Raw genomic sequence first — 22,353 nt, 5'->3', positions numbered from 1 at the left:
TTGACCACTTCTGAGCTCGTGGAATTTGTCACCGCCGTCGCTCGGCGGCGAACCTGCCGGATAGTGTGGCCGCTCCGGTCCGCCCCGACAGGGCGGTGCCAGGCGGCTAATGGAGGACTTACGCAATCGTGAACGCGCAAGGCCGTGGGCATGCGGGAGACGTCGATCCCGCGGATCAGTGGGTGTTCGACCCGAACACCGGCAGCTACACGCTGCGGCTGAACCCTGGCGCTGGCGACTCCAGAAGTCCGTCGGCGGGCAGCCGTCCCGACGCCGCGCGCCGCAGAAGAGCTCCCGAGTCCTCCGCCGCCGAGGGCACGGAGCCCCGGCTCCCGTCGCAGCGCCGCCGCGGCCGCTCGGAGCCGCCGCCTCCGGCCGGCGGCCACGGCCGCCGCAAGCGCCGGCCCGGCACGTCGAAGAAGCAGAAGGTGCTGCGCTGGAGCGCCGGAACGCTCGGCTTGATAGTGATCGCCGGCGGCACGGTCGGCTACTTCCTGTACGACCACTTCAACGGCAACATCAGCAAGGTCGACGTCGGCAAGAGCAACGCCGCCACCACCGACGGCCCGGTGAACATACTCGTCCTCGGCACCGACGCCCGTACGGGCAAGGGCAACAAGGGCTACGGCGACGCCGCGAGCGTCGGCCACGCGGACACCACGTTCCTCTTCCACGTCTCCAAGGACCGTACGAACGCGACCGCGCTGTCGATCCCGCGCGACATGATCACCGACGTCCCCGACTGCCCCACCAAGCAGAAGGACGGCTCGACGAAGACGATCCCGGGGCAGCAGAACGTACGGTTCAACACCAGCCTCGGCCAGTCCGGACGCGACCCGGGCTGCACCTGGCGGACGGTCGAGAAGATGACCGGCGTCAAGATCAACCACTTCATGATGGCGGACTTCAACGCCGTCAAGGAGCTGTCCTCCGCCGTCGGCGGCGTGCAGGTGTGCACCGCCAAGCCGATCAAGGACCCCAAGTCGCATCTGAACCTCACGGCGGGCAAGCACACCGTCAAGGGCGAGCAGGCGCTGGCCTTCGTGCGTACCCGGCACTCCGTCGGATTCGGCAGCGACCTGGACCGCATCAAGCTCCAGCAGCAGTTCCTCAGTTCGATGATCCGGAAGATGAAGTCCGGGGACACGCTCAGCAATCCCTCGAAGCTGTTCGGCCTGGCCAACGCCATGACCAAGGCGCTGACCGTCGACACCGGCATCGGCACGGTGGGGAAGCTGACCGACCTCGCCAAGGATCTTCAGCAGGTGAACGTCAAGAACATCACCTTCGCCACGGTCCCGGTCGTGGACAACCCCCAGGACGCCGCAACCGTCGTACTGGATGAGGCGAAAGCCGGTCCGCTCTTCAAGATGGTCCAGGCGGACAAGTCCCTCACCAAGACGGGGAAGGGCTCGAAGGGGAAGGAGCCGACGAAGGCGAAGAAGGTACCGGCGTCCCAGGTGCGGGTGGACGTACGCAACGGCGGCGGACCGGTGGGCGCGGCCCAGGAGACGGTGGACTGGCTTCAGAACACCCAGGGCGTCGGCCTCTCGACCAACGCCGGCAACGCCCCCTCCCAACTGACCAAGACCAGGCTGGAGTTCTCGCCCGACCAGGCCGGACAGGCGGCCACGCTCGCCGGGATGATGGGCCTGCCGAAGTCGGCCCTGAAGGAGAGCCCGAGCGTCGGGAAGGCCATGGAGCTCACGTTGGCCAAGGACTTCACCAAGGCGGGAGAGCCGGTCGCCGCACCCGAGAAGGCACCGGACGGCGTCCAGAACGTCAAGGCGAACGACAAGAAGGTCTGCGCGAAGTGACGTACGAGCCCTGACCGAGGGCGCCCCGGCCGGGTGCCCGAGAGGCTCGGCACACACCGTGGGGACGGAAACGGGGAGGTCCCGTGCGGCAGCGGAACGGCACCACAGGTGCCCGGGGGATGCAGGGCGGTGCGCCTGCGGGCGATCGCCGATGGGACTCGCAGTACGCGGACGGCCGCGTGCCGCGACAGCGACAGCGGTACAGGGAGACGGGCGGCGGCGGTATGGGTCCGGGTGATCACTCAGGCGGCGAGGGCGGGGGCGGCGGCATGCCCGCTCCCCGTAAGAAGAGACGGGTGCTGCGGTGGTTCGCGGTCTGTCTGTCGCTGCTGATACTCGCCGCCGCCGGCGCGGGCTACTTCTACGTCGAGCACCTCAACGGCAACCTCGGCAGGGACGTCCTCAACCTCGGCGACAGCAAGCTGGACAAGAGCGATCCCAACGGCGCCGGCCAGACCCCGATGAACATCCTTCTCCTCGGGTCGGATTCGCGGCAGTCGAAGAAGAACGTCGAACTCGGCGGCGCGAAGGGCGACGGCGACCGGCCGCCCCTCGCCGACGTGCAGATGCTGCTGCACGTCTCGGCCGACCGCAGCAACATCTCCGTCGTCTCGATTCCGCGTGACACCAAGGCGACGATCCCCAAGTGCACGGACCCGGACGACCGGCAGGTCTACAACGAGACCACCGACAAGATCAACACCAGCCTCCAGCACGGCGGTCCGGGCTGCACCGTGGCCACCTGGGAGGAGCTGACCGGCATCCCGGTCGACCACTTCATGATGATCGACTTCGCCGGTGTGGTCTCCATGGCGGACGCGGTGGGCGGCGTCCCGGTCTGCGTGGACAAGAACGTCTACGACCCGCAGTCCAAGCTCCGGCTGAAGAAGGGCAACTCCGTCGTGAAGGGCGAGCAGGCCCTGCACTGGCTGCGTACCCGCCACGGCTTCGGCGACGGCAGCGACATAGGGCGTGCCCGTGCCCAGCATCTGTACATGAACTCGATGGTCCGCCAGCTCAAGGCCGGTACGAAGCTCTCCGACCCGGGCAAGATGCGCGACCTGGCGGAGGCCGCGACCAAGGCGCTCACGGTCGACGAGGGTCTGGGCAGCGTGAAGAAGCTCTACGACCTCGGCAACGACCTCAAGCGCGTGCCCACCAAGCGCATCACCATGGCGACGATGCCGTGGCAGTACGCGCCGGGCGGTTACGTCGTACCGAAGAAGGGCGACGCCGACCACACCTTCTCGCTGATCCGCAACGACATCGCGCTGGACGGCAAGGACAAGAAGAAGGCCAAGCCGAAGAAGCCCGAGCCGAGCGAGCCGACGTCGCCGCGCTCGGAGATTCCCGTACGGGTGATGAACGGCACCGGCAGCGCGCTCCAGGCCCCGGTCTCCGGACGCGCCGGAGTCATCACCGAGGAGCTGGGCCGCAAGGGCTTCGCGCAGACGACGGCGGACCAGACGCCCAAGTCGCAGGCGGACACGACGATCAGCTACGCGCGCGAGAGCGAGCGCGGCAACGCGCTGGCCGTCGCCAGGTCGATCGGGCTGCCGGAGAGCGCGGTCAAGCACTCCAGCGGTGTGCAGGAGGTGACGCTGGTGATCGGCGGCGACTGGCGCGAGGGCACCGCCTACCCGAAGAACGGGGGCGGCGGCTCCGGGAAGCAGCCGGAGAACAAGGCGCCGGACAGCGCGGACGCCGTACGCGGCAACGACGACAAGGCGTGCATGGAGGTCAACCCGGCCAATGTGTGGTGACGTCGACGGGGTGAACCCGCCCGCGTCCGCGGTGCGGGGCGCACGCTAGCCGCACGGGGACCGCACGGTCGGACAGCACAGACGCACAGCACAGACGCACAGCACGGAGAAGGGGCAGCCGCTTCGGGCGGCTGCCCCTCTCGTGTCTCCGCTTCGATCCGCCGTCCCTCGGCCGCCTCAACGCGTCGCCGGCACCGGCGCCCTGCGGGAGGCGATCACCTTGCGCGCCAGCTTCCGCGGACTCGTCAGAAAGCCCCAGCCCCACGACATGTGCATCGTGGCGAGCGCGACGGGAATCCACGCCCTGCTCTTCAGCGGCAGCCCCTTGCCCGCGGGCAGCGACCCGAGCACGACGGCCGCGAGATAGCCGCCCGGGACGACGAACCCCAGCGGCAGCCCGGCCAGTCCCGCCGCCGTCCCCAGCGTGATGGCGCACACCGCGACCGGCGGCGCGAGATAGCGCAGATTGATCGACCCGGGGTGGTAACGCGCGACGACATGACGCCAACGCCCGTAGTTCCGGTACTGCTTGGCGAGCGCACGCACGCTCGGCCGCGGCCTGTACACCACCCGCAGCTCGGGCGAGAACCAGATCAGCCCGCCCGCCTCGCGTATGCGGAAGTTCAGCTCCCAGTCCTGCGCGCGGATGAACTCCTCGTTGTAGCCGCCCTGTTGCTCCAGCACCTCGCGCCGGAACACCCCGAGGTAGACGGTCTCGGCCTCGCCCGCCTCGCCGCCGGTGTGGAAGGCGGCGTTGCCCACGCCGATCCTCGACGTCATCGCGGCGGCGACGGCGCGCTCCCAGTCGTTCTCGCCCTCGGCGTGCATGGTGCCGCCGACGTTGGCCGCGCCGGTCTCCTTCATCAGGCGTACCGCCGTGGCGATGTACCCGGGCGAGAGCAGCCCGTGCCCGTCCACCCGTACCACCACGGGATGCCGGGACGCCGTGATGGCGGCGTTCAGCGCCGCCGGTGTGCGGCCGCTCGGATTGGCCACCGTGTGCACGCGCGAGTCCTCCGCGACGAGTTCCGCCGCGATCTCGTCCGTACGGTCCTCGGAGGGACCGAGTGCGATGACGACCTCCAGCTCACCGTTGTATTCCTGCCGGAGGATGCGCTGGACGGAGTCGCGCAGATGCCGTTCCTCGTTGAGTACGGGCATGATCACCGAGACCGCGGGCGGTTCCGCGCCGGGGGAAGTCCAATCAGTCACGCGGTTCACGTTACCGCGAGCGCACCAGGGCCCCGCACGCCAGCCGGGTGCCCTCGTGATCGCGCGACGGCGTGTGCTGAGGGGGCACAGATCGTATCGCCCTACGGTATGGCAATGCGCGCGGAAGCAGACAAAAACGGTCGTAGGCCCCGGTGGGGAGTACGCCTCGCAACGGCTCTCTCCGTGCTGGTCCTCGGCGCGAGCGGCGTCGGCCACATCATGGTGAGCGGTCTCAACGCGGACGTGAACCGGGTCGACCCGTTCCAGGGCCTCACCGACCGCCCCGAGGACTCCGGCGGCGTCAACTTCCTTGTCGTCGGCACCGACCGGCGCGACGAACTCTCCGAGGAGCAGCGGCAGAAGTACCGCCTGGGCGGCGCCGCCTGCGACTGCACCGACACCCTCATGCTCGTCCATCTCTCCGCGGGACACGACCGCGCGAGCGTCGTCAGCCTCCCCCGCGACTCGTACACGAAGCTTCCCGCGCACACCGATTCCGGCAGCGGCAAGCACCACCCGGCCGTCGCCGCGAAGCTCAACTCGGCCTATGCGCACGGCGGTGCGCATCTGACCGTCCGCACCGTCGAGGCGATGACCCGTCTGCACATCGACCACTATCTGGAGGTCGACTTCACCAGCTTCATGCGCACCGTCGACGTGCTCGGCGGGGTGCCGGTCTGTACGCAGAAGTCGCTGCACGACGACTACTCCGGTCTCGATCTGCCCGCGGGCACGACGAAGCTCGACGGCGGACGCGCGCTCCAGTACGTACGGGCACGGCACCTGGGCGACGGCTCCGACCTGGGCCGCATGGAGCGCCAGCAGCACTTCCTCGCCGCCGTCATCGAGAAAGCCACCGACAGCGGCGTCCTGATGAACCCGGTGAAGCTGAAGAAGGTCGCCTCGACCGTGCTGGACTCCGTACGCGCGGACGACGGGCTCGGCAGCGCGGAGATGCTCGAACTCGGGCGCGCGCTGCGGCGGTTCGACTCCGGCTCCTCCGAATTCGTCTCCGTTCCCGTGCAGGACACCGACTACCGGGTGCCGAAGCTGGGCTCCACCGTGAAGTGGGACCGGCGCAAGGCACGCAAGCTGTTCGCCGCGCTGCGCGACGACAAGCCCCTCACCGAGCAGAAGACGCGGGACACCGAGCGGGCGGGGGGTTCCGACTCCGGTCCGGGCGAGCGCCGCAAGCAGGCGGCGGTCGTCGCCATCCCGCCGGCCGGCATCCAGGTTCAGGTGGACGACGGCAGCGGGCGCGCGGGCCTCGCGCGCGGGGTCGAACGCGGGCTGCACGCCACGGGGTTCGACACGGCGGGCGACCCCGGACGCGCGGACCCCGGCGGCGCCTCCCGTACGACCATCGCCTACGACCCCCGCTGGGACCGCTCCGCGCGCACCCTCGCCAAGGCGCTGCCCGGCGCCGATCTGGTCGAGGAGCCGGGACGGGGCCCGGTGATGCGGGTGACCGTGCGCGGCGAGCACCAGGATGTACGGAAGGTACGCGTCGACTCGCCCTCGGCCGGGGCGTCTTCGCAGCCTTCGGAGAAGCCGAAGGAGCCGGAGGGCGGCGCGGTCAAGGGCGACGAGCAGGCGTCCTGCGCCTGAGTACCGTCCCGCGCCTGAGCTGCGTCCTGCGCCTGAGCCGTCCGGAACGTCAGGCGCCGCTCTCCCCCGCGGGCTCCTCCTGCCGCTTGCGCGACCGCAGTTCCTTGATGGCGCGGCGGCTGGCCAGCCGGTGGGTCCGGCGGATCTGCGCCTCCTGATGACGCCGCTTGTCCTGCTCGGTCTCCGGCTCCACGGGCGGTACGGGACGGGGCTTGCCGTCGGCGTCGACGGCGGCGAAGACCAGGTAGGCGGAGCCGACATGGGTGGCGGGGACCGCCTCGTTCCAGCGCTCGGCCAGCACGCGGACGCCGATCTCCATGGAGGAGCGGCCCGTCCAGTTCACCTGCGCCTTGACGTGGACGAGGTCGCCGACGCGGACCGGTTCGAGGAAGACCATCTCGTCCATGGAGGCCGTGACGGCGGGCCCGCCGGAGTGGCGCCCGGCGACCGCGCCCGCCGCGTCGTCCACGAGCTTCATGATCACGCCGCCGTGGACGGTGCCGAGGAGGTTGGTCTCGTTGCCCGACATGATGTGCGACAGCGTGGTCCGTGAGGCGGAGGTGGGCTTGCCCAGAAGGCCGTCGTCCGCGCCGGTCAGGCCGCTGTCCGCGCCGGGAGCCTGGTCGGTCATGGGGCAAGCCTAGAGCGTGCCCCGCTGTGACCGGCCGGTGGCCGTACAGGGGACGAACAGTGCCTTTGCATCAGAACGGCTACAGCATCTGTCCGATCTCGCCCCCGGGCTGTGTTCCTCCGGCCGGGTCAAGGCAGACTGCCCTCCATGAATGAGTGGCCCGGTGGATGGAACGACGCGCACGACCGGTACGGAAGCCCGCGTGCCCAGAGAGGCGCGGCGCCGCAGCCCAGGGGCGGCTACGGCGGAGGACCGGGGTACTACGACGAGCCGGGCGCGGGCTATGACTCGGGCTACAGCGACGGGCGCGTCTACGGCGGCGGTTCGGGCGGAGGCTACGACGGCTACGCCCCGTACGACGACTACGACCAGCCGCGGCGTCGGCGCGGACCGCGCTTCAAGACCGTCGTCATATCCCTGGTGGTCATCGTGCTGGCGTGGGCGGTCGGCACCTACTTCTGGGCGGACTCCAAGCTGCGCCGCGAGGTCGACCTCAGCATCGTCGAGGACCGGCCGGAGGCCGGCGAGGGCACCAACTACCTGATCGTGGGCTCCGACAGCCGCGAGGGACTGTCGGCGCAGGAGAAGAAGGACCTGCACACGGGCTCGGCCGCGGGCAAGCGGACCGACTCGATGATGATCCTGCACGTGGGCAGCGGCGGCCCGACGCTGGTCTCGCTGCCGCGCGACTCCTGGGTGGAGATCCCGCCGTTCACCGGCTCGAAGTCCGGCAAGCACTACGACAACACCCAGAACACCAAGCTGAACGCCGCGTACGCACAGGACGGGGCGCCGCTTCTCGTCCGTACGGTCGAGCACAACACCGGGCTGAAGATCGACCACTACGCGGAGATCGGCTTCGGCGGCTTCGCGAAGATAGTGGACGCGGTCGGCGGGGTCGAGATGAACATCCCGCAGGACATCAAGGACAAGAACTCCGGCGCGGACTTCAAGAAGGGCAAGCAGGTCCTCGACGGCAAGCAGGCGCTGTCCTTCGTACGCAACCGGCACGCGGGGACGGGCGACAGCGACCTGGGCCGTACGAAGAACCAGCAGAAGTTCCTCGCGGCGCTGGCGAACCAGACGGCGACGCCGGGCACGGTCCTCAACCCCTTCCGGCTCTACCCGACGCTGGGCGCGGGCCTGGACACGCTCGTGGTCGACGAGGACATGAGCCTGTGGAACCTGGGGTCGATGTTCCTGGCGATGAAGGACGTCAACAGCGGTCAGGGCACGCGGATGAACATGCCCATCTCCGGTACGGCACCGGCCGGTTCGCTCCAGTGGGACAAGGCGAAGGTCCAGCAGCTCACACAGCAGCTCAAGAACGACCAGCAGGTCACGGTCACATCGGACCGGTGAGGCGAGCCGCGTCGGACCGGTGAGCACGTCGGACCGGTGAGACGGGGGCGGCGGTCGGCCGGCTCTCGCCGGTGCCGGCCGCGACGCCCGCGGGGACGTACCGCCCGCCGCTCAGTCACATACGCACAGACAGAACGGGTGCCCGGCAGGGTCCAGATAGACGCGGAAGCCGCGCTTGCCTCCGTCGTCGCTCTGGATCAGCCGGGCACCGAGTTCGATCACCTCTTTCTCCGCCTCGTCCAGGCGCTCCTTCGGCACGTTCAGATCCAGGTGGAGCTGCTGGGCGTGGTCCAGGCTGGGCCACTGCGGCGGGACGAACCCGGGCGACTCCTGGAACGACAGCCGCCGGCCACCGGGCCCGTCGACGTCCACCCACTCCCTGCTGGACTCCGGGTCGACGGTCCAGTCGAGGACCTGTGCGTAGAACTCGGCGAGGCGCTGCGGGTCGGGACAGTCCAGAACGACGGTGTTCATGGTGGCGATGGCCATTGGTTACCCCTTGAGGTGGGTTACTGGTAACTCGCTTGGTTACCAGATGATGCCCGTTCATCGGTAACGTGACAAGGGTGACCGACCGACCGCCTCCGGAAGCACTCGTTCTGGTGCAGGAGCTGACAAACACCCTTGACGTCGAGACCGGCGAGGACGCGCTGGCCGCGCCGGGCGGCCTCGCGGAGTTCGCGCGCCGGTACGGCATCGAGGGGCTGGGCGGGAGCGGAGGCGGAGGCGGCCGCGGAGCCAAAGGTGCCGGGGCGCCGGAGTTGGCCGAGGTGCAGGAGTTGCGGGAGGCGCTGCGCGCCGCCTGCCTCGCGCACACCGGTACGGACATGGCGGCCGAACCGTCCGCGACGCTGGCCCGGTTCCTCGACGACGCACCGCTGACCGTCGCCGTCGACGCGGCGGGCCGGGCGGTGCTGCGGCCCGCGGAGGGCCTGACCGGACCGGCGCTGCTGACCGCCCGTATCGCGGTGGGCGTCGCCCAGGCCGAGGCCGACGGCACCTGGCAGCGGCTCAAGGCGTGCGAGGCGCACGACTGTCTGTGGGTCTTCTACGACCGCAGCCCGGCGGGGCGGGGCCGCTGGTGCTCGATGGCGGTGTGCGGGAGCAGGGCGAAGATGCGGTCGTACCGGGCGAGGCGGCGGTAGGTCGTACGAGGGCCCGCCCATCCGCCCCGTATCCCGTGGTGGCGAAGTGCCGCCGGGCGCGGGGGCGTTCGGGGCGGCGCCCGCCCCGGCCGTGGCGTTACGTTCCGGCGCGGACGTCACGGTCGCGCGGAGGCGCGGGGGCGCGCCCCTGACGTCCGCTCCCGTCCGCTCCCAACACACGTGCCCGCACCGGGACTTGGGACGGTCACGATGGAGCACCACCGCCGCCCGACGCGAGCGTGGCGTCGCCGCCGTCCCCAACGACCGCCGCCACAGCCGCCGTTGAGGTTGCCGTCGAGGTCGCCGTCGAGGCCCGTTACGCCGTCGGGCGGCCCAGGGCGCGGAACTTCCAGTTCTCCTTGCGCCACACCGCCGGGTCCAGCGTGTTGCGGCCGTCCAGCAGACGCCGGGTGGCGACGACCTCGCCGAGGGCCGCCGGGTCGAGCTGCTGGAATTCGCGCCACTCCGTGAGATGCAGCACCACGTCCGCGCCGCGCGCCGCCTCCAGGGCGCTCGGCGCGTAGCGCAGCGTCGGGAAGAGCGCGCGGGCGTTCTCCATGCCCTTGGGGTCGTAGACGGTCACCTGGGCGCCCTGGAGGTGGAGTTGGCCGGCGACGTTCAGCGCGGGCGAGTCCCGTACGTCGTCGGAGTCGGGCTTGAAGGTCGCACCGAGGACGGCGATCCGCGTGCCCAGCAGCGTGCCGCCCACCGCCTGGCGCGCCAGCTCGACCATCTGCGCCCGGCGCCGCATGTTGATGGAGTCGACCTCGCGCAGGAACGTCAGCGCCTCGGAGGCGCCCAACTCGCCCGCGCGGGCCATGAAGGCGCGGATGTCCTTGGGCAGACAGCCGCCGCCGAAGCCGATGCCCGCGCGCAGGAACTTCTTGCCGATGCGGTCGTCGTGGCCGATGGCCTCGGCGAGCTTCACCACGTCGCCGTCGGCGGCCTCGCAGACCTCGGCCATGGCGTTGATGAAGGAGATCTTCGTGGCGAGGAAGGAGTTGGCGGAGGTCTTCACCAGCTCCGCCGTCGGGAAGTCCGTGACGACGAAGGGCGAACCCTCGGCGATCGGCGACGCGTAGACCTCGCGCAGCCGCTGCTCCGCCTGCTCGCTGCGTACGCCGACGACGATCCGGTCCGGGTGCAGCGTGTCCTCGACGGCGAAGCCCTCGCGCAGGAACTCCGGGTTCCAGGCCAGTTCGGCGTCCTCGCCGGCGGGCGCCAGCTCCGTGAGCCGTGCCGCGAGACGTACGGCGCTGCCCACCGGCACCGTCGACTTGCCGACCACGAGCGCCGGGCGCCGCAGCAGGGGCGCGAGCGACTCGACGGCGCTGTCGACGTAACTCATGTCGCACGCGTACTCGCCGTGCTTCTGCGGGGTGTTGACGCAGATGAAGTGGACGTCGCCGAACTCCGCCACCTCCTCGTACGAGGTGGTGAAGCGCAGCCGCTCACTCGCGCCGGGATGTCCCGCGACGTGCCGGCGCAGCAACTCCTCGAGCCCCGGCTCGTACATCGGGGTCTCGCCGCGCTCCAGCATCGCGATCTTCTCCGGCGAGACGTCCAGGCCCAGGACCTCGAAGCCGAGTTCGGCCATGGCGGCCGCGTGCGTGGCGCCGAGGTAACCGGTGCCGATCACTGTGATCTTGAGCGGGGCCCTGCTGGTCATGGTTGGGTTGCTCCTGTGGGACGACGCGGACGGCGCTTGTGGCGGTCCGGGGACGCTGCCCGCCGAGCATATCGGGGGCCCCTGTCGCCAAACTCACGTATCCCGAGCACCGCGACGGGCCCTAAACTTCGATTACTTAACGGTAATTAGCAGATGCCGCTCACCGCGACGGCAGCACGGCACGAGCACACCTGATGAGGAGTGAGACACCTTGGCGTCACCGGGAAAAAGCGCAGCCGCCGACTTCGGTCTCTACCGGCCGTCCGAAGAGCACGACATGCTCAGGGACTCGGTGCGCGCCCTCTCCGAGGCGAAGATCGCGCCCTTCGCCGCCGAGGTCGACGAGGAGGGCCGCTTCCCGCAGGAGGCCCGTGACGCGCTGGAGGCCAACGACCTGCACGCCGTGCACGTGCCCGAGGCGTACGGCGGCGCGGGGGCCGACGCCCTGGCGACCGTCATCGTCATCGAGGAGGTCGCGCGGGTCTGTGCGTCGTCGTCGCTGATCCCCGCGGTCAACAAGCTCGGTTCGCTGCCCGTCGTCCTCTCCGGCTCGGAGGAGCTGAAGAAGCGGTATCTCACACCGCTCGCCGACGGCCGGGCGATGTTCTCGTACTGTCTGAGCGAGCCGGACGCCGGTTCCGACGCGGGCGGCATGAAGACCAAGGCCGTACGGGACGGCGACCACTACGTACTCAACGGCGTGAAGCGCTGGATCACCAACGCCGGTGTCTCCGACTACTACACGGTGATGGCGGTCACCGACCCGGAGAAGCGCACGAAGGGCATCTCCGCCTTCGTCGTCGAGAAGGACGACGAGGGGGTCTCCTTCGGCGCCCCGGAGAAGAAGCTCGGTATCAAGGGCTCCCCGACCCGCGAGGTCTATCTCGACAACGTCCGCATCCCGGCCGACCGGATGCTCGGCGAGGAGGGCAGCGGCTTCGCCACCGCGATGCAGACCCTCGACCACACCCGCATCACCATCGCCGCGCAGGCGCTGGGCATCGCACAGGGCGCCCTCGACTACGCCAAGGGGTACGTGGCCGAGCGCAAGCAGTTCGGGAAGCCCATCGGGGACTTCCAGGGCGTGCAGTTCATGCTGGCCGACATGGCGATGAAGCTGGAGGCGGCCCGGCAGCTCACGTATGCGGCGGCGGCCCGTTCCGAGCGCGTCACGCTCGGCGGCGACGGCGAGGATCTGACCTTCTTCGGCGCGGCCGCCAAGTGCTACGCCTCGGACGCCGCCATGGAGATCACGACGGACGCCGTACAGCTCCTCGGCGGCTACGGCTACACCCGGGACTACCCGGTCGAGCGCATGATGCGCGACGCGAAGATCACGCAGATCTACGAGGGCACCAACCAGGTGCAGCGCATCGTCATGGCCCGCAACCTGCCGTAACGCAGGGGCAGTTGGACGGGCCGTCAGACGGGCTCCGGGACCGCTTCCGGACGCCTCGGACGAGGGCGCTCAGCGCACGTGCTCCGCGCTGAGCGCCCTCTGTCGTGTCCGGCCGGCCCCGGATCTGAGTCGTACGCGGCCTGAGTCGTGTGCGGTCCTTCGGTGCGTGTGCCGTCGTACGCGGCGTCCGTTCCGTCCTACCGGTCCGGTGCCGCCGTGCGTTCCCGTGCCGCGATCCAGTTGAGCACCATCCGCTCGACGCCCGGCGTGACGAGCAGCCCGCCGCCGTGTGCCGCGCCCGGGACCGTCGCGACCGTGGCCTCGCCCGGCGGCATGCCGCGGGCCAACTCCGCCGCGCGCAGCGCCTCGGAGTGCCAGACGGGCACGAAGTCGTGCCGGGAGTGGACGAGCAGCATCGGCGGATCGTCGCGTCCCGAGGCGCGGTGGACCGCCGACATGTCACGCCACACCCGCAGACACAGCGCGGCCTTCCGCGGCACGGGCGTCCGCGGCTCGCCCTCGCCGGCCTCGGGCGCCCCGCTCCCGTACCGCCGCGCCGTCCCGTCCGGACGCGCAGACGGCTCACAGCCCGCCAGCCGCGCGGTGTTGAGCCGCATCTGCGCCGTGCCCGGGGTGCCGCGATCCTTCCCGCCCGCGTCCTTCCACGAGCGGTACGGGTCGATGACCGGGGAGAGCGCGACGAGCCCCGCGAGATGCCGCCGCCCCGCCCCGTACACACCGGCGGCGGCCGCGAGTTGACCGCCCGCGGACGAGCCGACGAGGACGATACGGCGCGGGTCCACGCCGAAGCGCCCGGCGCGCTTGCCGATCCAGCGCAGGGCGCGCAGCACGTCGTCGCGCTGGGCGGGCCAGGGCGCGGTGGTGTTGGGCCGGTAGTCGAGGTTGAAGACGACGGGCCCCGCGCCGGAGATCCGCCGCGCCCAGGACTCCCAGCCGGCCGACCGCTGCTGGTACCAGAAGCCGCCGTGCACGATGACGACTCCGGTACGGCGCGGCCCGGGAACCGCGGTGCCGGCGTGACCGTACGCGACCAGCCGCTGGTGCGGCAGCGGCCCGTACGCATAGCCGCGACGCCCCGTGCCCGGCCCGTCCTCGCGGACCTGCGCGCCCCCGTGCACCGCCGGTGACGTGCAGCAGAGCAGCGCCAGGCAGGTCACGAGGACGACGGGAAGTCTGCGCACGCCACCAGCGTCGGCCCCGTCCGACGGGCCCGCAACAGCACTCTCCGTGACACGCCGACGGCCCCGGTCCCGCGGGGAGCGGTGACCGGGGCCGTGCGGAGCCGTACGTCTCCGTGCGGCTCCGGGGCTTTCCGAGGCGTGTGCCCTGCGGGGCTACTTCACGTCGCCCAGCAGCGGGTTGACCCGCTTACGTGCGGCGAAGAAGGCGAAGCCCGCGAGCGCCGCGATGACGCCCTGCACCGCGAAGCCCGTGGTGCTGCTCGCCGCGTCGCCCAGGACGAGCTGGATGATCGCGAAGACGCAGTCGCCCGCGGTGACCGCCAGGAACCACACGCCCATGAGCTGGCTCGCGTACTTGGCGGGCGCGAGCTTCGTCGTCACCGACAGCCCGACCGGCGAGAGGCACAGCTCGGCGACGGTCTGGAGCAGATAGACGGTGATCAGCCACAGCGGCGTGACCTTGTCGCCGCCGGAGGCCGAGGCGATGGCGAGCATCATCACGCCGAAGGAGACGCCGATGCCGATCAGACCGAAGGAGAACTTCGTCGTGGTCGCCGGGTTGCGGCTGCCGAGCTTGACCCACAGCGCCGCGAGAAGCGGGGCGATGATCATGACCCAGAGCGGGTTGACCGACTGGAACCAGCTCGTGGGGAACTCGATTCCGGCCAGGTCGGTCGACGTGCTCTTCTCCGCGAACAGGTTCAGCGTCGAGCCGGACTGGTCGAAGATCATCCAGAAGATCGCCGCCGCGACGAAGAACCAGATGTAGCCGGAGAGCTTCTTGCGCTCGTCGTCCGTCACCTCGCGGTCGCGCCGCATGCGTACGAAGTAGTACGTCGGCAGCACCAGTCCGGCGATGCTCAGCGGCCACAGCACCCAGTCGATGGTGAAGACGTCGGCGAGCACGACGGCCGTGTAGAAGATCGCCGTCACGACCGCGGCTATCACGGTGTTGCGGATCGCCTTGTTGCGGTCGATGGCGTCCAGCGGCTGCGGTACGACGCTGGACTCCGGCGCCAGGTGCCGCGTGCCGATCAGGAACTGGATCAGGCCCAGGCCCATGCCGACGGCCGCCAGCCCGAAGCCCAGGTGCCAGCTCACCTTCTGGCCGGCCCAGCCGATCAGCAGCGGGGCGGCGAAGGCGCCGACGTTGATCCCCATGTAGAAGACGGTGAATCCGCCGTCCCTGCGGGGGTCGTTGGGGCCGGCGTAGAGGTGGCCGACCATCGTGGAGATGTTGGCCTTCAGCAGACCGGAGCCGACGCCGATGAAGACCAGGCCGGCGAAGAAGAGCGCGTTCACGCCGGTGGCGAGCAGCGCGTGGCCGATCATGATGACGAACGCCGAGATCGAGACCGTCTTGCGCGGTCCCCAGACGCGGTCGCCGAGCCAGCCGCCCGGCATCGCCATCAGATAGACGGTGGCGTTGTAGACGGAGTAGAGCGCCACGGCGGTCGCCGAGGCCATGCCCATGCCGCCCTCGGCGACGGCGGCCGTCAGATAGAGGACGAGCAGGGCGCGCATGCCGTAGAAGCTGAAGCGCTCCCACATCTCCGTCATGAAGAGGGTGGCAAGACCGCGGGGGTGACCGAAGAAGGTCTTGCCGTCGGCCGCAGGCGGTTGCTGCGACGCGTCCTTGGACGTTGTGGACGCCATGTGGGGGGTTTCCTCGCTGTCGAGAAGGGGGCCGGTGTGCCCTGCGCCGGCGGGGTGCCGCCGGCGGCGTGGGGAGCCCCGCGTGCTTCTCTCACACCGCGGAGCCCGGCGCTGGGGACATGTCACTGCTGTGCCGCTTCCGCCGCACGGTCCCCGAGGCAGGGAGATGACGGAGAGGCACTGCGTACGAACGTTCCTGTGGATCCGGCGACTTGGGGCCTGATCGCGCGTGTGCTCGCCCCGCCCCCTGGCGGAAGTCCGCCGCCGGACCGGCCGGCCACCGGCACGAGGCGCGGTTGGCCGACGACACAGGATCACCGCCGCACTGACTCGCCGGGGCCCCGCCCCCTGGGTGATCACGCCGGAAGTCAGCTCACCATACGTCACGGGGGTGCCCGTAACGGAAGGGAATGGGAGCGGGATCACAGGTGCAAGCCGTAAATTCCCAGCCAATTCGAAGGTAACGAGTTGGTATCTCCGACGATCTGCGCCGGTTGCCGGGGACCGGCCTTACGCTCGGCGACGAGGACTACCATCGGCGCATGACCCGTGTACTGCTCGCCGAGGATGACGCCGCGATCTCGGAGCCCCTGGCCCGTGCGCTGCGCCGTGAGGGATACGAGGTCGAGGTGCGCGAGGACGGTCCGGGGGCCCTCGACGCCGGCCTGAAGGAAGGCATCGACCTGGTCGTGCTCGACCTCGGGCTGCCCAGCATGGACGGCCTGGAGGTCTGCCGCCGGCTGCGCAACGAGGGCCACGCCTTCCCCGTGCTCGTCCTGACCGCACGCGCCGACGAGGTCGACACCGTCGTCGGTCTGGACGCGGGCGCCGACGACTACGTGACCAAGCCGTTCCGGCTGGCCGAGCTGCTCGCCCGGGTCCGCGCGCTGCTGCGCCGGGGCACGGCCGCGGAGCCGGCCGCGCCGCCCGCCACCCACGGGGTGCGCATCGACGTCGACTCGCACCGTGTGTGGATGGGCGAGGACGAACTCCAGCTCACCGCGAAGGAGTTCGACCTGCTGCGGGTGCTGGTACGGGACGCGGGACGCGTCGTCACACGCGACCAGCTCATGCGCGAGGTCTGGGACACCACCTGGTGGTCGTCCACCAAGACGCTGGACATGCACATCTCCTGGCTCCGCAAGAAGCTCGGCGACGACGCGGCCAATCCGCGGTACATCGCCACCGTGCGGGGTGTGGGCTTCCGCTTCGAGAAGAGCTGAGAGGCGGGGACGAGGGTGCCGGTGCCGTCGCCGCGGTCGCTGCCGCTTCCGTTTCCGTTTCCGTTTCCGCTGCCGCTGAACGCGCTGCCGCTGAGCGGGCCGTCGTACGGGCGGCGGTGCGCGGAGTCGTACGGGGCGTACGGGACGGCGCGTGAGCGGCGCGCACCCGCCCGGTCCCGCCCGCGCCCGGAGGGCGAGCCGTGCGCCGCAGGCTGATCCTCTCCACGCTCGCGGTCGTGCTCGTCGTCGTCGCCGTCTTCGGGATCTCGCTGATCCTCGTCGAGTCCCGCTCCATCGAGAACAGCGCCCGCGACGGCGTACGGGCCGAGGCCGTGCAGCTCGTCTCCGTCGTCGAGAGCCGCATCGTCGCCGGTGAGACGGTCTCCCCCGCGACGATGGACAACGCGGTGCCGCGCAACCGCCATGTCCGCATCGACGTCCCCGGCCAGAAGGGCATCACGCTCGGCACGCGTCCCGAGGGCAAGGTCATCGAGGCGAAACAGTCCGGAGCGCACGGCGAACGCATCACCGTGCAGCAGGGATACAGCTCCGTACAGGACGAACTGGGCCGCACCCTGCTGATCATCCTCGCCGTCGCGCTGCTCGCCGTCGCCGCCGCGGCCATCCTCGCCGTACGGCAGGCGCACCGCGTCGCCGCTCCCCTCACCGACCTCGCCGAGACCGCGGAACGGCTCGGCTCCGGCGATCCCCGGCCGCGGCACCGGCGCTACGGCGTGCCCGAACTCGACCGCGTCGCCGACGTGCTGGACGGCAGCGCCGACCGCATCGGGCGGATGCTGACCGCCGAGCGCCGGCTCGCCGCGGACGCCTCGCACCAGCTCCGTACGCCGCTGACCGCGCTGTCGATGCGGCTGGAGGAGATCATCGCGACCGCCGACACCGACGACCCCGAGGACCGTACGACCGTCAAGGAGGAGGCGACGATCGCGCTCGCGCAGGTGGAGCGGCTGACCGACGTCGTACAGCGGCTGCTGACCAACTCCCGTGACCGGCGCTCCGCTTCGGCCGTCGGCTTCGATCTGGACGAGGTGCTCAAGCAGCAGATCGAGGAGTGGAAGCCCGCGTACCGGGGCGCGGGGCGGGCGATCGTACGGTCGGGGAAGCCGCGGCTGCGGGCCGTGGGCACACCGGGCGCGGTCGCCGGTGTACTCGCGACGCTGATCGAGAACTCGCTGATGCACGGGGCGGGACGGGTCGCGCTGCGTACCCGCGTCACCGGCAACCAGGTCGTCGTCGAGGTGACGGACGAGGGTCCGGGCGTCGACTCGCGGCTGGGCTCACGCGTCTTCGAACGCACCGTCAGCGGGCACAACTCCACCGGCCTCGGTCTCGCCGTCGCCCGCGATCTCGCGGAGGCCGACGGCGGCCGGCTGGAGCTACTTCAGCACCACCCGCCGGTTTTCGCTCTCTTCCTCAGCAGGGAGACCGTCGCCGGAGACGGACCCCGTGAGGACGCGGCCTGAACCGGAGCGGAAGACCCAGGTCCGGTACGTCCAGAAGCGGAAGAGCGTGCCGATGCCCAGGCCGATGACGTTCTTCGCGATGTTGTCCGCAAGCGGCGAGGTGTAGCCGAGGCCGTAGTGGGAGATCGCGAGCACGGCGTTCTCGATGACGAGCGCGATGCCGCTGAAGAAGAAGAACAGCACGGTCTCGCGCTGCACGCGGCGCTTGTCGGTGTGCCGGTACGTCCAGTAGCGGTTGCCGAGGTAGTTGGTGCCGATCGCGACGACCTGCGAGATCACGCCCGAGCGGATCGGCGCCAACTGCAGCGTGTGGATGCACAAGTTGAAGACCGCCACGTTGACCAGGAAGCCGACCGCTCCGACGGCGCCGAACTTCGCGACCTCGCGGACGAGGCGCTCCAGCCGGCTGCGCAGTCCTCTCAGCGTGCGTGCCGCGCTCCAGTCACCCATCGTGCCGTTGCCCCGTTCCGTCGCCGTCGTCGTCCCCCGGCACATGCTAACCACCCGCCTCCGCACCGGCAGCGCGCCCGGACGCGGTCCCTTGCGGCCGTGGCGCCGGGCGGCGCGTCGGCGTGCGGGCCGGCCGCACACCGCGCTACGGGGGAGGACGCCGTACGGATACGCTGAGGTTGTGACGTTCCCCGTAGTCGGCATGGTCGGTGGCGGCCAGCTCGCCCGCATGACCCACGAGGCGGGCATCCCGCTCGGCATCAGATTCAGGCTTCTCTCCGCCAGCGCGCAGGAGTCCGCGGCGCTGGCCGCGAGCGACGTCGTGGTCGGCGACCACCGCGACCTCGCCACCCTGCGGGAGTTCGCGCGGGGCTGCGACGTGATCACCTTCGACCACGAGCATGTGCCGACGGAGCATCTGCGTGCGCTGGAGGCGGAGGGGGTGCCGGTACGGCCCGGTCCCGAGGCGCTGAAGCACGCCCAGGACAAGGGCGTCATGCGGGCACGCCTGACGCAAGCCGGGGTGCCCTGTCCGCGGCACCGCGTCGTACGGGACCCGGCGGACGTGGCGGCCTTCGCGGCGGAACTCGCAGCGGAGCTCGCGGCGGGACCGGCGGCGGACGACGGCACGAGTGCGAGCGCGGACGGGGACGGCTCCTCCCCCGTGTCCCCCGTGTTCCCCGTGCCCGTCGTGCTCAAGACCGTGCGCGGCGGCTACGACGGCAAGGGCGTGTGGGTCGTCCGTACGCGGGACGAGGCGGCCGTGCCGTTCCGGGCCGGAGTGCAGGTACTGGCCGAGGAGAAGGTCGACTTCGCGCGTGAGCTGGCCGCCTGCGTGGTCCGCTCGCCGCACGGCCAGGCCGTCGCCTATCCCGTCGTGGAGTCCGTACAGGTCGGCGGCGTGTGCGACACGGTGATCGCGCCCGCGCCCGGTCTGGACGCCGAACGGGCCGTGGTCGCACAGGAGTTGGCGCTGCGGATCGCCCAAGAGCTGGGCGTCGTCGGGCACATGGCGGTCGAGCTGTTCGAGACGCGCGACGGGCGGGTGCTGGTCAACGAGTTGGCGATGCGCCCCCACAACTCCGGCCACTGGACCCAGGACGGCGCCGTCACCTCGCAGTTCGCCAACCATCTGCGGGCGGTGCTCGACCTGCCGCTCGGCGACCCGCGCGCCCGCGCCCGCTGGACGGTCATGGCCAACGTGCTCGGCGGCGACTACCCGGACATGTACGCCGCGTACCGCCACTGCATGGCCCGCGACCCGCAGTTGAAGATCCACATGTACGGCAAGGACGTGAAGCCCGGTCGCAAGGTCGGCCACGTCAACACCTACGGCGACGACCTGGCCGACGTACGCGAACGGGCCGCACACGCCGCCGGATATCTGCGAGGAACGATCAGCGAATGACGAAAGCAACCCCGCTCGCCGGCCTCGTCATGGGCTCCGACTCCGACTGGCCGGTCATGGAGGAAGCGGCCAAGGCGCTCGATGAGTTCGAGGTCCCCTTCGAGGCCGACGTCGTCTCCGCGCACCGCATGCCGCGCGAGATGGTGGCGTACGGCGAGGAGGCCGTGGCGCGCGGGCTGCGCGTGATCATCGCGGGCGCCGGCGGCGCGGCCCATCTGCCGGGCATGCTCGCCTCGACGACGCCGCTGCCGGTGATCGGGGTGCCGGTGCCGCTGAAGTATCTGGACGGCATGGACTCGCTGTTGTCGATCGTGCAGATGCCCGCGGGCGTGCCCGTGGCGACGGTCTCGGTCGGCGGCGCGCGCAACGCGGGCCTGCTGGCCGTACGGATGCTCGCCGCGCACGATTCCGAACTCCAGGAGCGCATGCGGCGGTTCCAGGAGGAGCTGAACGAGGAGGCCACCGAGAAGGGCCGCCGGCTGCGCAGCAAGGTCGAGGCGGGCCGGACCGGCTTCGGGTTCGGGGGCAACTGATGGCGGCGGACGCCGGGCTCCTGGCCCGCGCCCGCGAACTGCTCGCCGAACACCCCGTGGTGGACGGCCACAACGACCTGCCGTGGGCGCTGCGCATGCAGGTCGCCTACGACATCGCGCAACGCGACATCTCCCGCGACCAGTCGGCCCATCTGCACACCGACATCCCGCGGCTGCGCTCCGGCGGCGTCGGCGCCCAGTTCTGGTCGGTGTACGTGAGCACGGAGCTGGCCGGGGACGCCGCGGTGAGCGCCTGCCTCGAACAGATCGACGTCGTACGGCAGTTGGCGGCGCGCTACCCGCAGGACCTGCGGCTCGCGACGAGCGCCGAGGAGATGGAGGCGGCACGCTCCGAGGGCCGCATCGCCTCGCTGATGGGCGCCGAGGGCGGCCACTCGATCGCCAACTCGCTGGCCACGCTGCGCGCCCTGTACGAACTGGGCGTGCGCTACATGACGCTCACGCACAACGACAACACCGACTGGGCGGACTCGGCGACGGACGAGCCCCGGCACGGCGGCCTCACCCGCTTCGGCGAGGAGGTCGTAGGTGAGATGAACCGTACGGGCATGCTCGTCGACCTCTCCCATGTCGCGGCGGACACCATGCGGGACGCGCTGCGCGTGAGCGAGGCGCCCGTGATCTTCTCGCACTCCTCGGCACGCGCCGTGTGCGGCCATCCGCGCAACGTCCCGGACGACGTGCTGGAGGCGCTGCCGGGCAACGGCGGTGTGGCGATGGCGACGTTCGTGCCGAAGTTCGTCCTGCCGGAGGCCGTCGCCTGGACGCAGGCCGCCGACGAGAACATGCGGGCGCACGGCCTCCATCCGCTGGACACCGGCGAGCACGGCATGCGCGTACAGCGGGAGTTCGAGCGGGAGCACCCGCGTCCGGACGCCGACGCGGCCACCGTCGCGGACCATCTGGACCATATGCGCGAGGCCGCGGGCATCGACCATCTGGGCATCGGCGGCGACTACGACGGCACGGCATTCCTGCCGTCGCAACTGGAGGACGTCTCCGGCTATCCCAACCTCGTCGCCGAACTGCTGCGCCGCAACTGGTCGGAGGCGGACCTCGCGAAGCTGACGTGGCGCAACGCGGTACGGGTGCTGGGCGACGCGGAGGCGGTCGCACGTGAACTGCGGGGCCGCCGCGGCCCGTCGGTGGCGACGATCGACGCACTGGACGGCTGACGACCCGAGTCGGAACCGGACGGACCCTGGTCGTGCGCCAGGGCGCGCGGTCAGCCCGGCGCCGCCAGTTCCGCCCAGACGGTCTTGCCCATGCCCTCGGGATTGCGGACCACGCCCCAGTCCAGGCAGAGCCGCTGGACGATGAACATGCCGTGCCCGCCCGGGCGTCCGGCCCGGTGCGGTGTGCGCGGCGAGGGCGATCCGCTGCCCTGGTCGACGATCTCCAGGCGCAGCACCTCGGTGCCGCTGCCGACGCGCAGCTCCTCGGGACCGTCCGCGTGCAGACAGGCGTTGGTGACGAGCTCCGAGACGACCAGCAGGACGTCCTCGGCGGCGGCGCGCTGGTCGCCGGTGGCGGCGGGCAGCCAGCCCCAGTCCTGCAGCGCCTGGCGTACGAAGTCCCGTGCCCGTGGCACCGCCCCGCTGACGCCGACCAGGCGCAGCCTGCGCACCTGGCGCATCGGATGACCCTTCCCGGGCTCGGCCTGTACGGAGTGGCCGGGCTGACGCGCGGCCGTGGGCGCGGGCTGTACGGGCGGCGCCGAGTTGCCCTGGGCACCGGACTGTTCGGCTCCGCCGGCCGCGCCCGCCGGCC

At 70.8% G+C, this 22,353-nt stretch carries 19 protein-coding genes; 11 read left to right on the top strand and 8 right to left on the bottom strand.

The window, feature by feature from the left end:
* The first annotated feature begins 128 nt into the window (after positions 1-128).
* Positions 129-1,817 (top strand): LCP family protein, encoded by a 1,689-nt coding sequence (locus AN218_RS20760; protein ID WP_070018402.1) that lies wholly within the window; start codon positions 129-131, stop codon positions 1,815-1,817.
* A gap of 119 nt (positions 1,818-1,936) precedes the next feature.
* Positions 1,937-3,580 (top strand): LCP family protein, encoded by a 1,644-nt coding sequence (locus tag AN218_RS20755; protein WP_070018401.1) that lies wholly within the window; start codon positions 1,937-1,939, stop codon positions 3,578-3,580.
* 177 nt (positions 3,581-3,757) lie between these two features.
* Here the strand turns inward: AN218_RS20755 and AN218_RS20750 are convergent, their stop codons facing one another.
* A complete protein-coding gene (locus AN218_RS20750) occupies positions 3,758-4,792 on the bottom strand; it encodes a glycosyltransferase family 2 protein (protein ID WP_275936986.1) in 1,035 nt (344 codons plus the stop codon).
* Positions 4,793-4,900: 108 nt separating this feature from the next.
* On the opposite strand from AN218_RS20750, the gene AN218_RS20745 reads away from it, so the two are divergent.
* Complete coding sequence (locus tag AN218_RS20745) at positions 4,901-6,400, top strand: LCP family protein (protein WP_070018400.1); 1,500 nt, start codon at positions 4,901-4,903, stop codon at positions 6,398-6,400.
* A gap of 49 nt (positions 6,401-6,449) precedes the next feature.
* On the opposite strand, the gene AN218_RS20740 is transcribed toward AN218_RS20745, so the two are convergent.
* Complete coding sequence (locus AN218_RS20740; protein ID WP_070018399.1) at positions 6,450-7,031, bottom strand: acyl-CoA thioesterase; 582 nt, start codon at positions 7,029-7,031, stop codon at positions 6,450-6,452.
* A 147-nt stretch (positions 7,032-7,178) separates the two neighbouring features.
* On the opposite strand from AN218_RS20740, the gene AN218_RS20735 reads away from it, so the two are divergent.
* Positions 7,179-8,393 (top strand): LCP family protein, encoded by a 1,215-nt coding sequence (locus AN218_RS20735; protein ID WP_070018398.1) that lies wholly within the window; start codon positions 7,179-7,181, stop codon positions 8,391-8,393.
* 111 nt (positions 8,394-8,504) lie between these two features.
* Here AN218_RS20735 and AN218_RS20730 read toward each other — a convergent pair whose 3' ends face one another.
* Entirely contained in the window at positions 8,505-8,882 is a 378-nt protein-coding gene (locus tag AN218_RS20730) for a VOC family protein (protein ID WP_070018397.1), read from the bottom strand.
* A 77-nt stretch (positions 8,883-8,959) separates the two neighbouring features.
* On the opposite strand from AN218_RS20730, the gene AN218_RS20725 reads away from it, so the two are divergent.
* A complete protein-coding gene (locus AN218_RS20725; protein ID WP_070018396.1) occupies positions 8,960-9,538 on the top strand; it encodes a CGNR zinc finger domain-containing protein in 579 nt (192 codons plus the stop codon).
* Positions 9,539-9,854: 316 nt separating this feature from the next.
* Here AN218_RS20725 and AN218_RS20720 read toward each other — a convergent pair whose 3' ends face one another.
* Entirely contained in the window at positions 9,855-11,207 is a 1,353-nt protein-coding gene (locus AN218_RS20720) for a UDP-glucose dehydrogenase family protein (protein WP_070018395.1), read from the bottom strand.
* A 211-nt stretch (positions 11,208-11,418) separates the two neighbouring features.
* On the opposite strand from AN218_RS20720, the gene AN218_RS20715 reads away from it, so the two are divergent.
* Entirely contained in the window at positions 11,419-12,606 is a 1,188-nt protein-coding gene (locus AN218_RS20715) for an acyl-CoA dehydrogenase (RefSeq protein WP_258396498.1), read from the top strand.
* 197 nt (positions 12,607-12,803) lie between these two features.
* Here the strand turns inward: AN218_RS20715 and AN218_RS20710 are convergent, their stop codons facing one another.
* Positions 12,804-13,808 (bottom strand): alpha/beta hydrolase, encoded by a 1,005-nt coding sequence (locus tag AN218_RS20710; protein ID WP_079132395.1) that lies wholly within the window; start codon positions 13,806-13,808, stop codon positions 12,804-12,806.
* Between the two features lie 153 nt (positions 13,809-13,961).
* A complete protein-coding gene (locus AN218_RS20705; RefSeq protein WP_070018394.1) occupies positions 13,962-15,464 on the bottom strand; it encodes a peptide MFS transporter in 1,503 nt (500 codons plus the stop codon).
* A gap of 542 nt (positions 15,465-16,006) precedes the next feature.
* Between AN218_RS20705 and AN218_RS20700 the strand changes: the two genes are divergently transcribed.
* Complete coding sequence (locus AN218_RS20700; RefSeq protein ID WP_070018393.1) at positions 16,007-16,687, top strand: response regulator transcription factor; 681 nt, start codon at positions 16,007-16,009, stop codon at positions 16,685-16,687.
* Positions 16,688-16,887: 200 nt separating this feature from the next.
* A complete protein-coding gene (locus AN218_RS20695) occupies positions 16,888-18,171 on the top strand; it encodes an ATP-binding protein (protein WP_070018392.1) in 1,284 nt (427 codons plus the stop codon).
* Here AN218_RS20695 and AN218_RS20690 read toward each other — a convergent pair.
* Positions 18,085-18,621: a GtrA family protein gene (locus AN218_RS20690; RefSeq protein WP_070018391.1), complete on the bottom strand. Its 537-nt coding sequence runs from the start codon at positions 18,619-18,621 to the stop codon at positions 18,085-18,087. The two genes, AN218_RS20695 and AN218_RS20690, sit on opposite strands and share 87 nt — an antisense overlap.
* A gap of 202 nt (positions 18,622-18,823) precedes the next feature.
* Between AN218_RS20690 and AN218_RS20685 the strand changes: the two genes are divergently transcribed.
* The 3 genes from AN218_RS20685 to AN218_RS20675 are packed head-to-tail and all read left to right on the top strand — an operon-like array spanning position 18,824 to position 21,758.
* Positions 18,824-20,029: a 5-(carboxyamino)imidazole ribonucleotide synthase gene (locus tag AN218_RS20685; protein WP_171908738.1), complete on the top strand. Its 1,206-nt coding sequence runs from the start codon at positions 18,824-18,826 to the stop codon at positions 20,027-20,029.
* Positions 20,026-20,562 carry a 5-(carboxyamino)imidazole ribonucleotide mutase gene (gene purE, locus AN218_RS20680; RefSeq protein ID WP_070018390.1) on the top strand — a complete coding sequence of 179 codons (537 nt, stop codon included), beginning with the start codon at positions 20,026-20,028 and terminating at the stop codon, positions 20,560-20,562. The genes AN218_RS20685 and purE overlap by 4 nt, the downstream gene beginning before the upstream one ends.
* Entirely contained in the window at positions 20,562-21,758 is a 1,197-nt protein-coding gene (locus AN218_RS20675; RefSeq protein WP_070018389.1) for a dipeptidase, read from the top strand. Before purE ends, AN218_RS20675 begins: the two co-directional genes overlap by 1 nt.
* A gap of 50 nt (positions 21,759-21,808) precedes the next feature.
* Here AN218_RS20675 and AN218_RS20670 read toward each other — a convergent pair.
* The coding region (locus tag AN218_RS20670) for an ATP-binding protein (protein ID WP_244900559.1) at positions 21,809-22,353 on the bottom strand (545 nt) is incomplete at its 5' end.

Origin of the sequence: Streptomyces nanshensis (genome assembly GCF_001751255.1) — a bacterium.
GTDB classification, from domain to species: Bacteria; Actinomycetota; Actinomycetes; order Streptomycetales; family Streptomycetaceae; genus Streptomyces; species Streptomyces nanshensis_A.
The sequence above is the reverse complement of the archived record's forward strand: the minus strand, read 5'-3'. Positions and strand labels throughout refer to the sequence as shown.

Excerpts from the sequence above, each read along its gene's own strand:
- AN218_RS20755 (WP_070018401.1), top strand. The coding sequence starts at position 1,937 with ATGCAGGGCGGTGCGCCTGCGGGCGATCGCCGATGGGACTCGCAGTAC.
- AN218_RS20745 (WP_070018400.1), top strand. The coding sequence starts at position 4,901 with ATGGCAATGCGCGCGGAAGCAGACAAAAACGGTCGTAGGCCCCGGTGG.
- AN218_RS20740 (WP_070018399.1), bottom strand. The coding sequence starts at position 7,031 with ATGACCGACCAGGCTCCCGGCGCGGACAGCGGCCTGACCGGCGCGGAC.
- AN218_RS20735 (WP_070018398.1), top strand. The coding sequence starts at position 7,179 with ATGAATGAGTGGCCCGGTGGATGGAACGACGCGCACGACCGGTACGGA.
- AN218_RS20730 (WP_070018397.1), bottom strand. The coding sequence starts at position 8,882 with ATGGCCATCGCCACCATGAACACCGTCGTTCTGGACTGTCCCGACCCG.
- AN218_RS20720 (WP_070018395.1), bottom strand. The coding sequence starts at position 11,207 with ATGACCAGCAGGGCCCCGCTCAAGATCACAGTGATCGGCACCGGTTAC.
- AN218_RS20705 (WP_070018394.1), bottom strand. The coding sequence starts at position 15,464 with ATGGCGTCCACAACGTCCAAGGACGCGTCGCAGCAACCGCCTGCGGCC.
- AN218_RS20700 (WP_070018393.1), top strand. The coding sequence starts at position 16,007 with ATGACCCGTGTACTGCTCGCCGAGGATGACGCCGCGATCTCGGAGCCC.
- AN218_RS20690 (WP_070018391.1), bottom strand. The coding sequence starts at position 18,621 with ATGGGTGACTGGAGCGCGGCACGCACGCTGAGAGGACTGCGCAGCCGG.
- AN218_RS20685 (WP_171908738.1), top strand. The coding sequence starts at position 18,824 with ATGGTCGGTGGCGGCCAGCTCGCCCGCATGACCCACGAGGCGGGCATC.
- purE (WP_070018390.1), top strand. The coding sequence starts at position 20,026 with ATGACGAAAGCAACCCCGCTCGCCGGCCTCGTCATGGGCTCCGACTCC.
- AN218_RS20675 (WP_070018389.1), top strand. The coding sequence starts at position 20,562 with ATGGCGGCGGACGCCGGGCTCCTGGCCCGCGCCCGCGAACTGCTCGCC.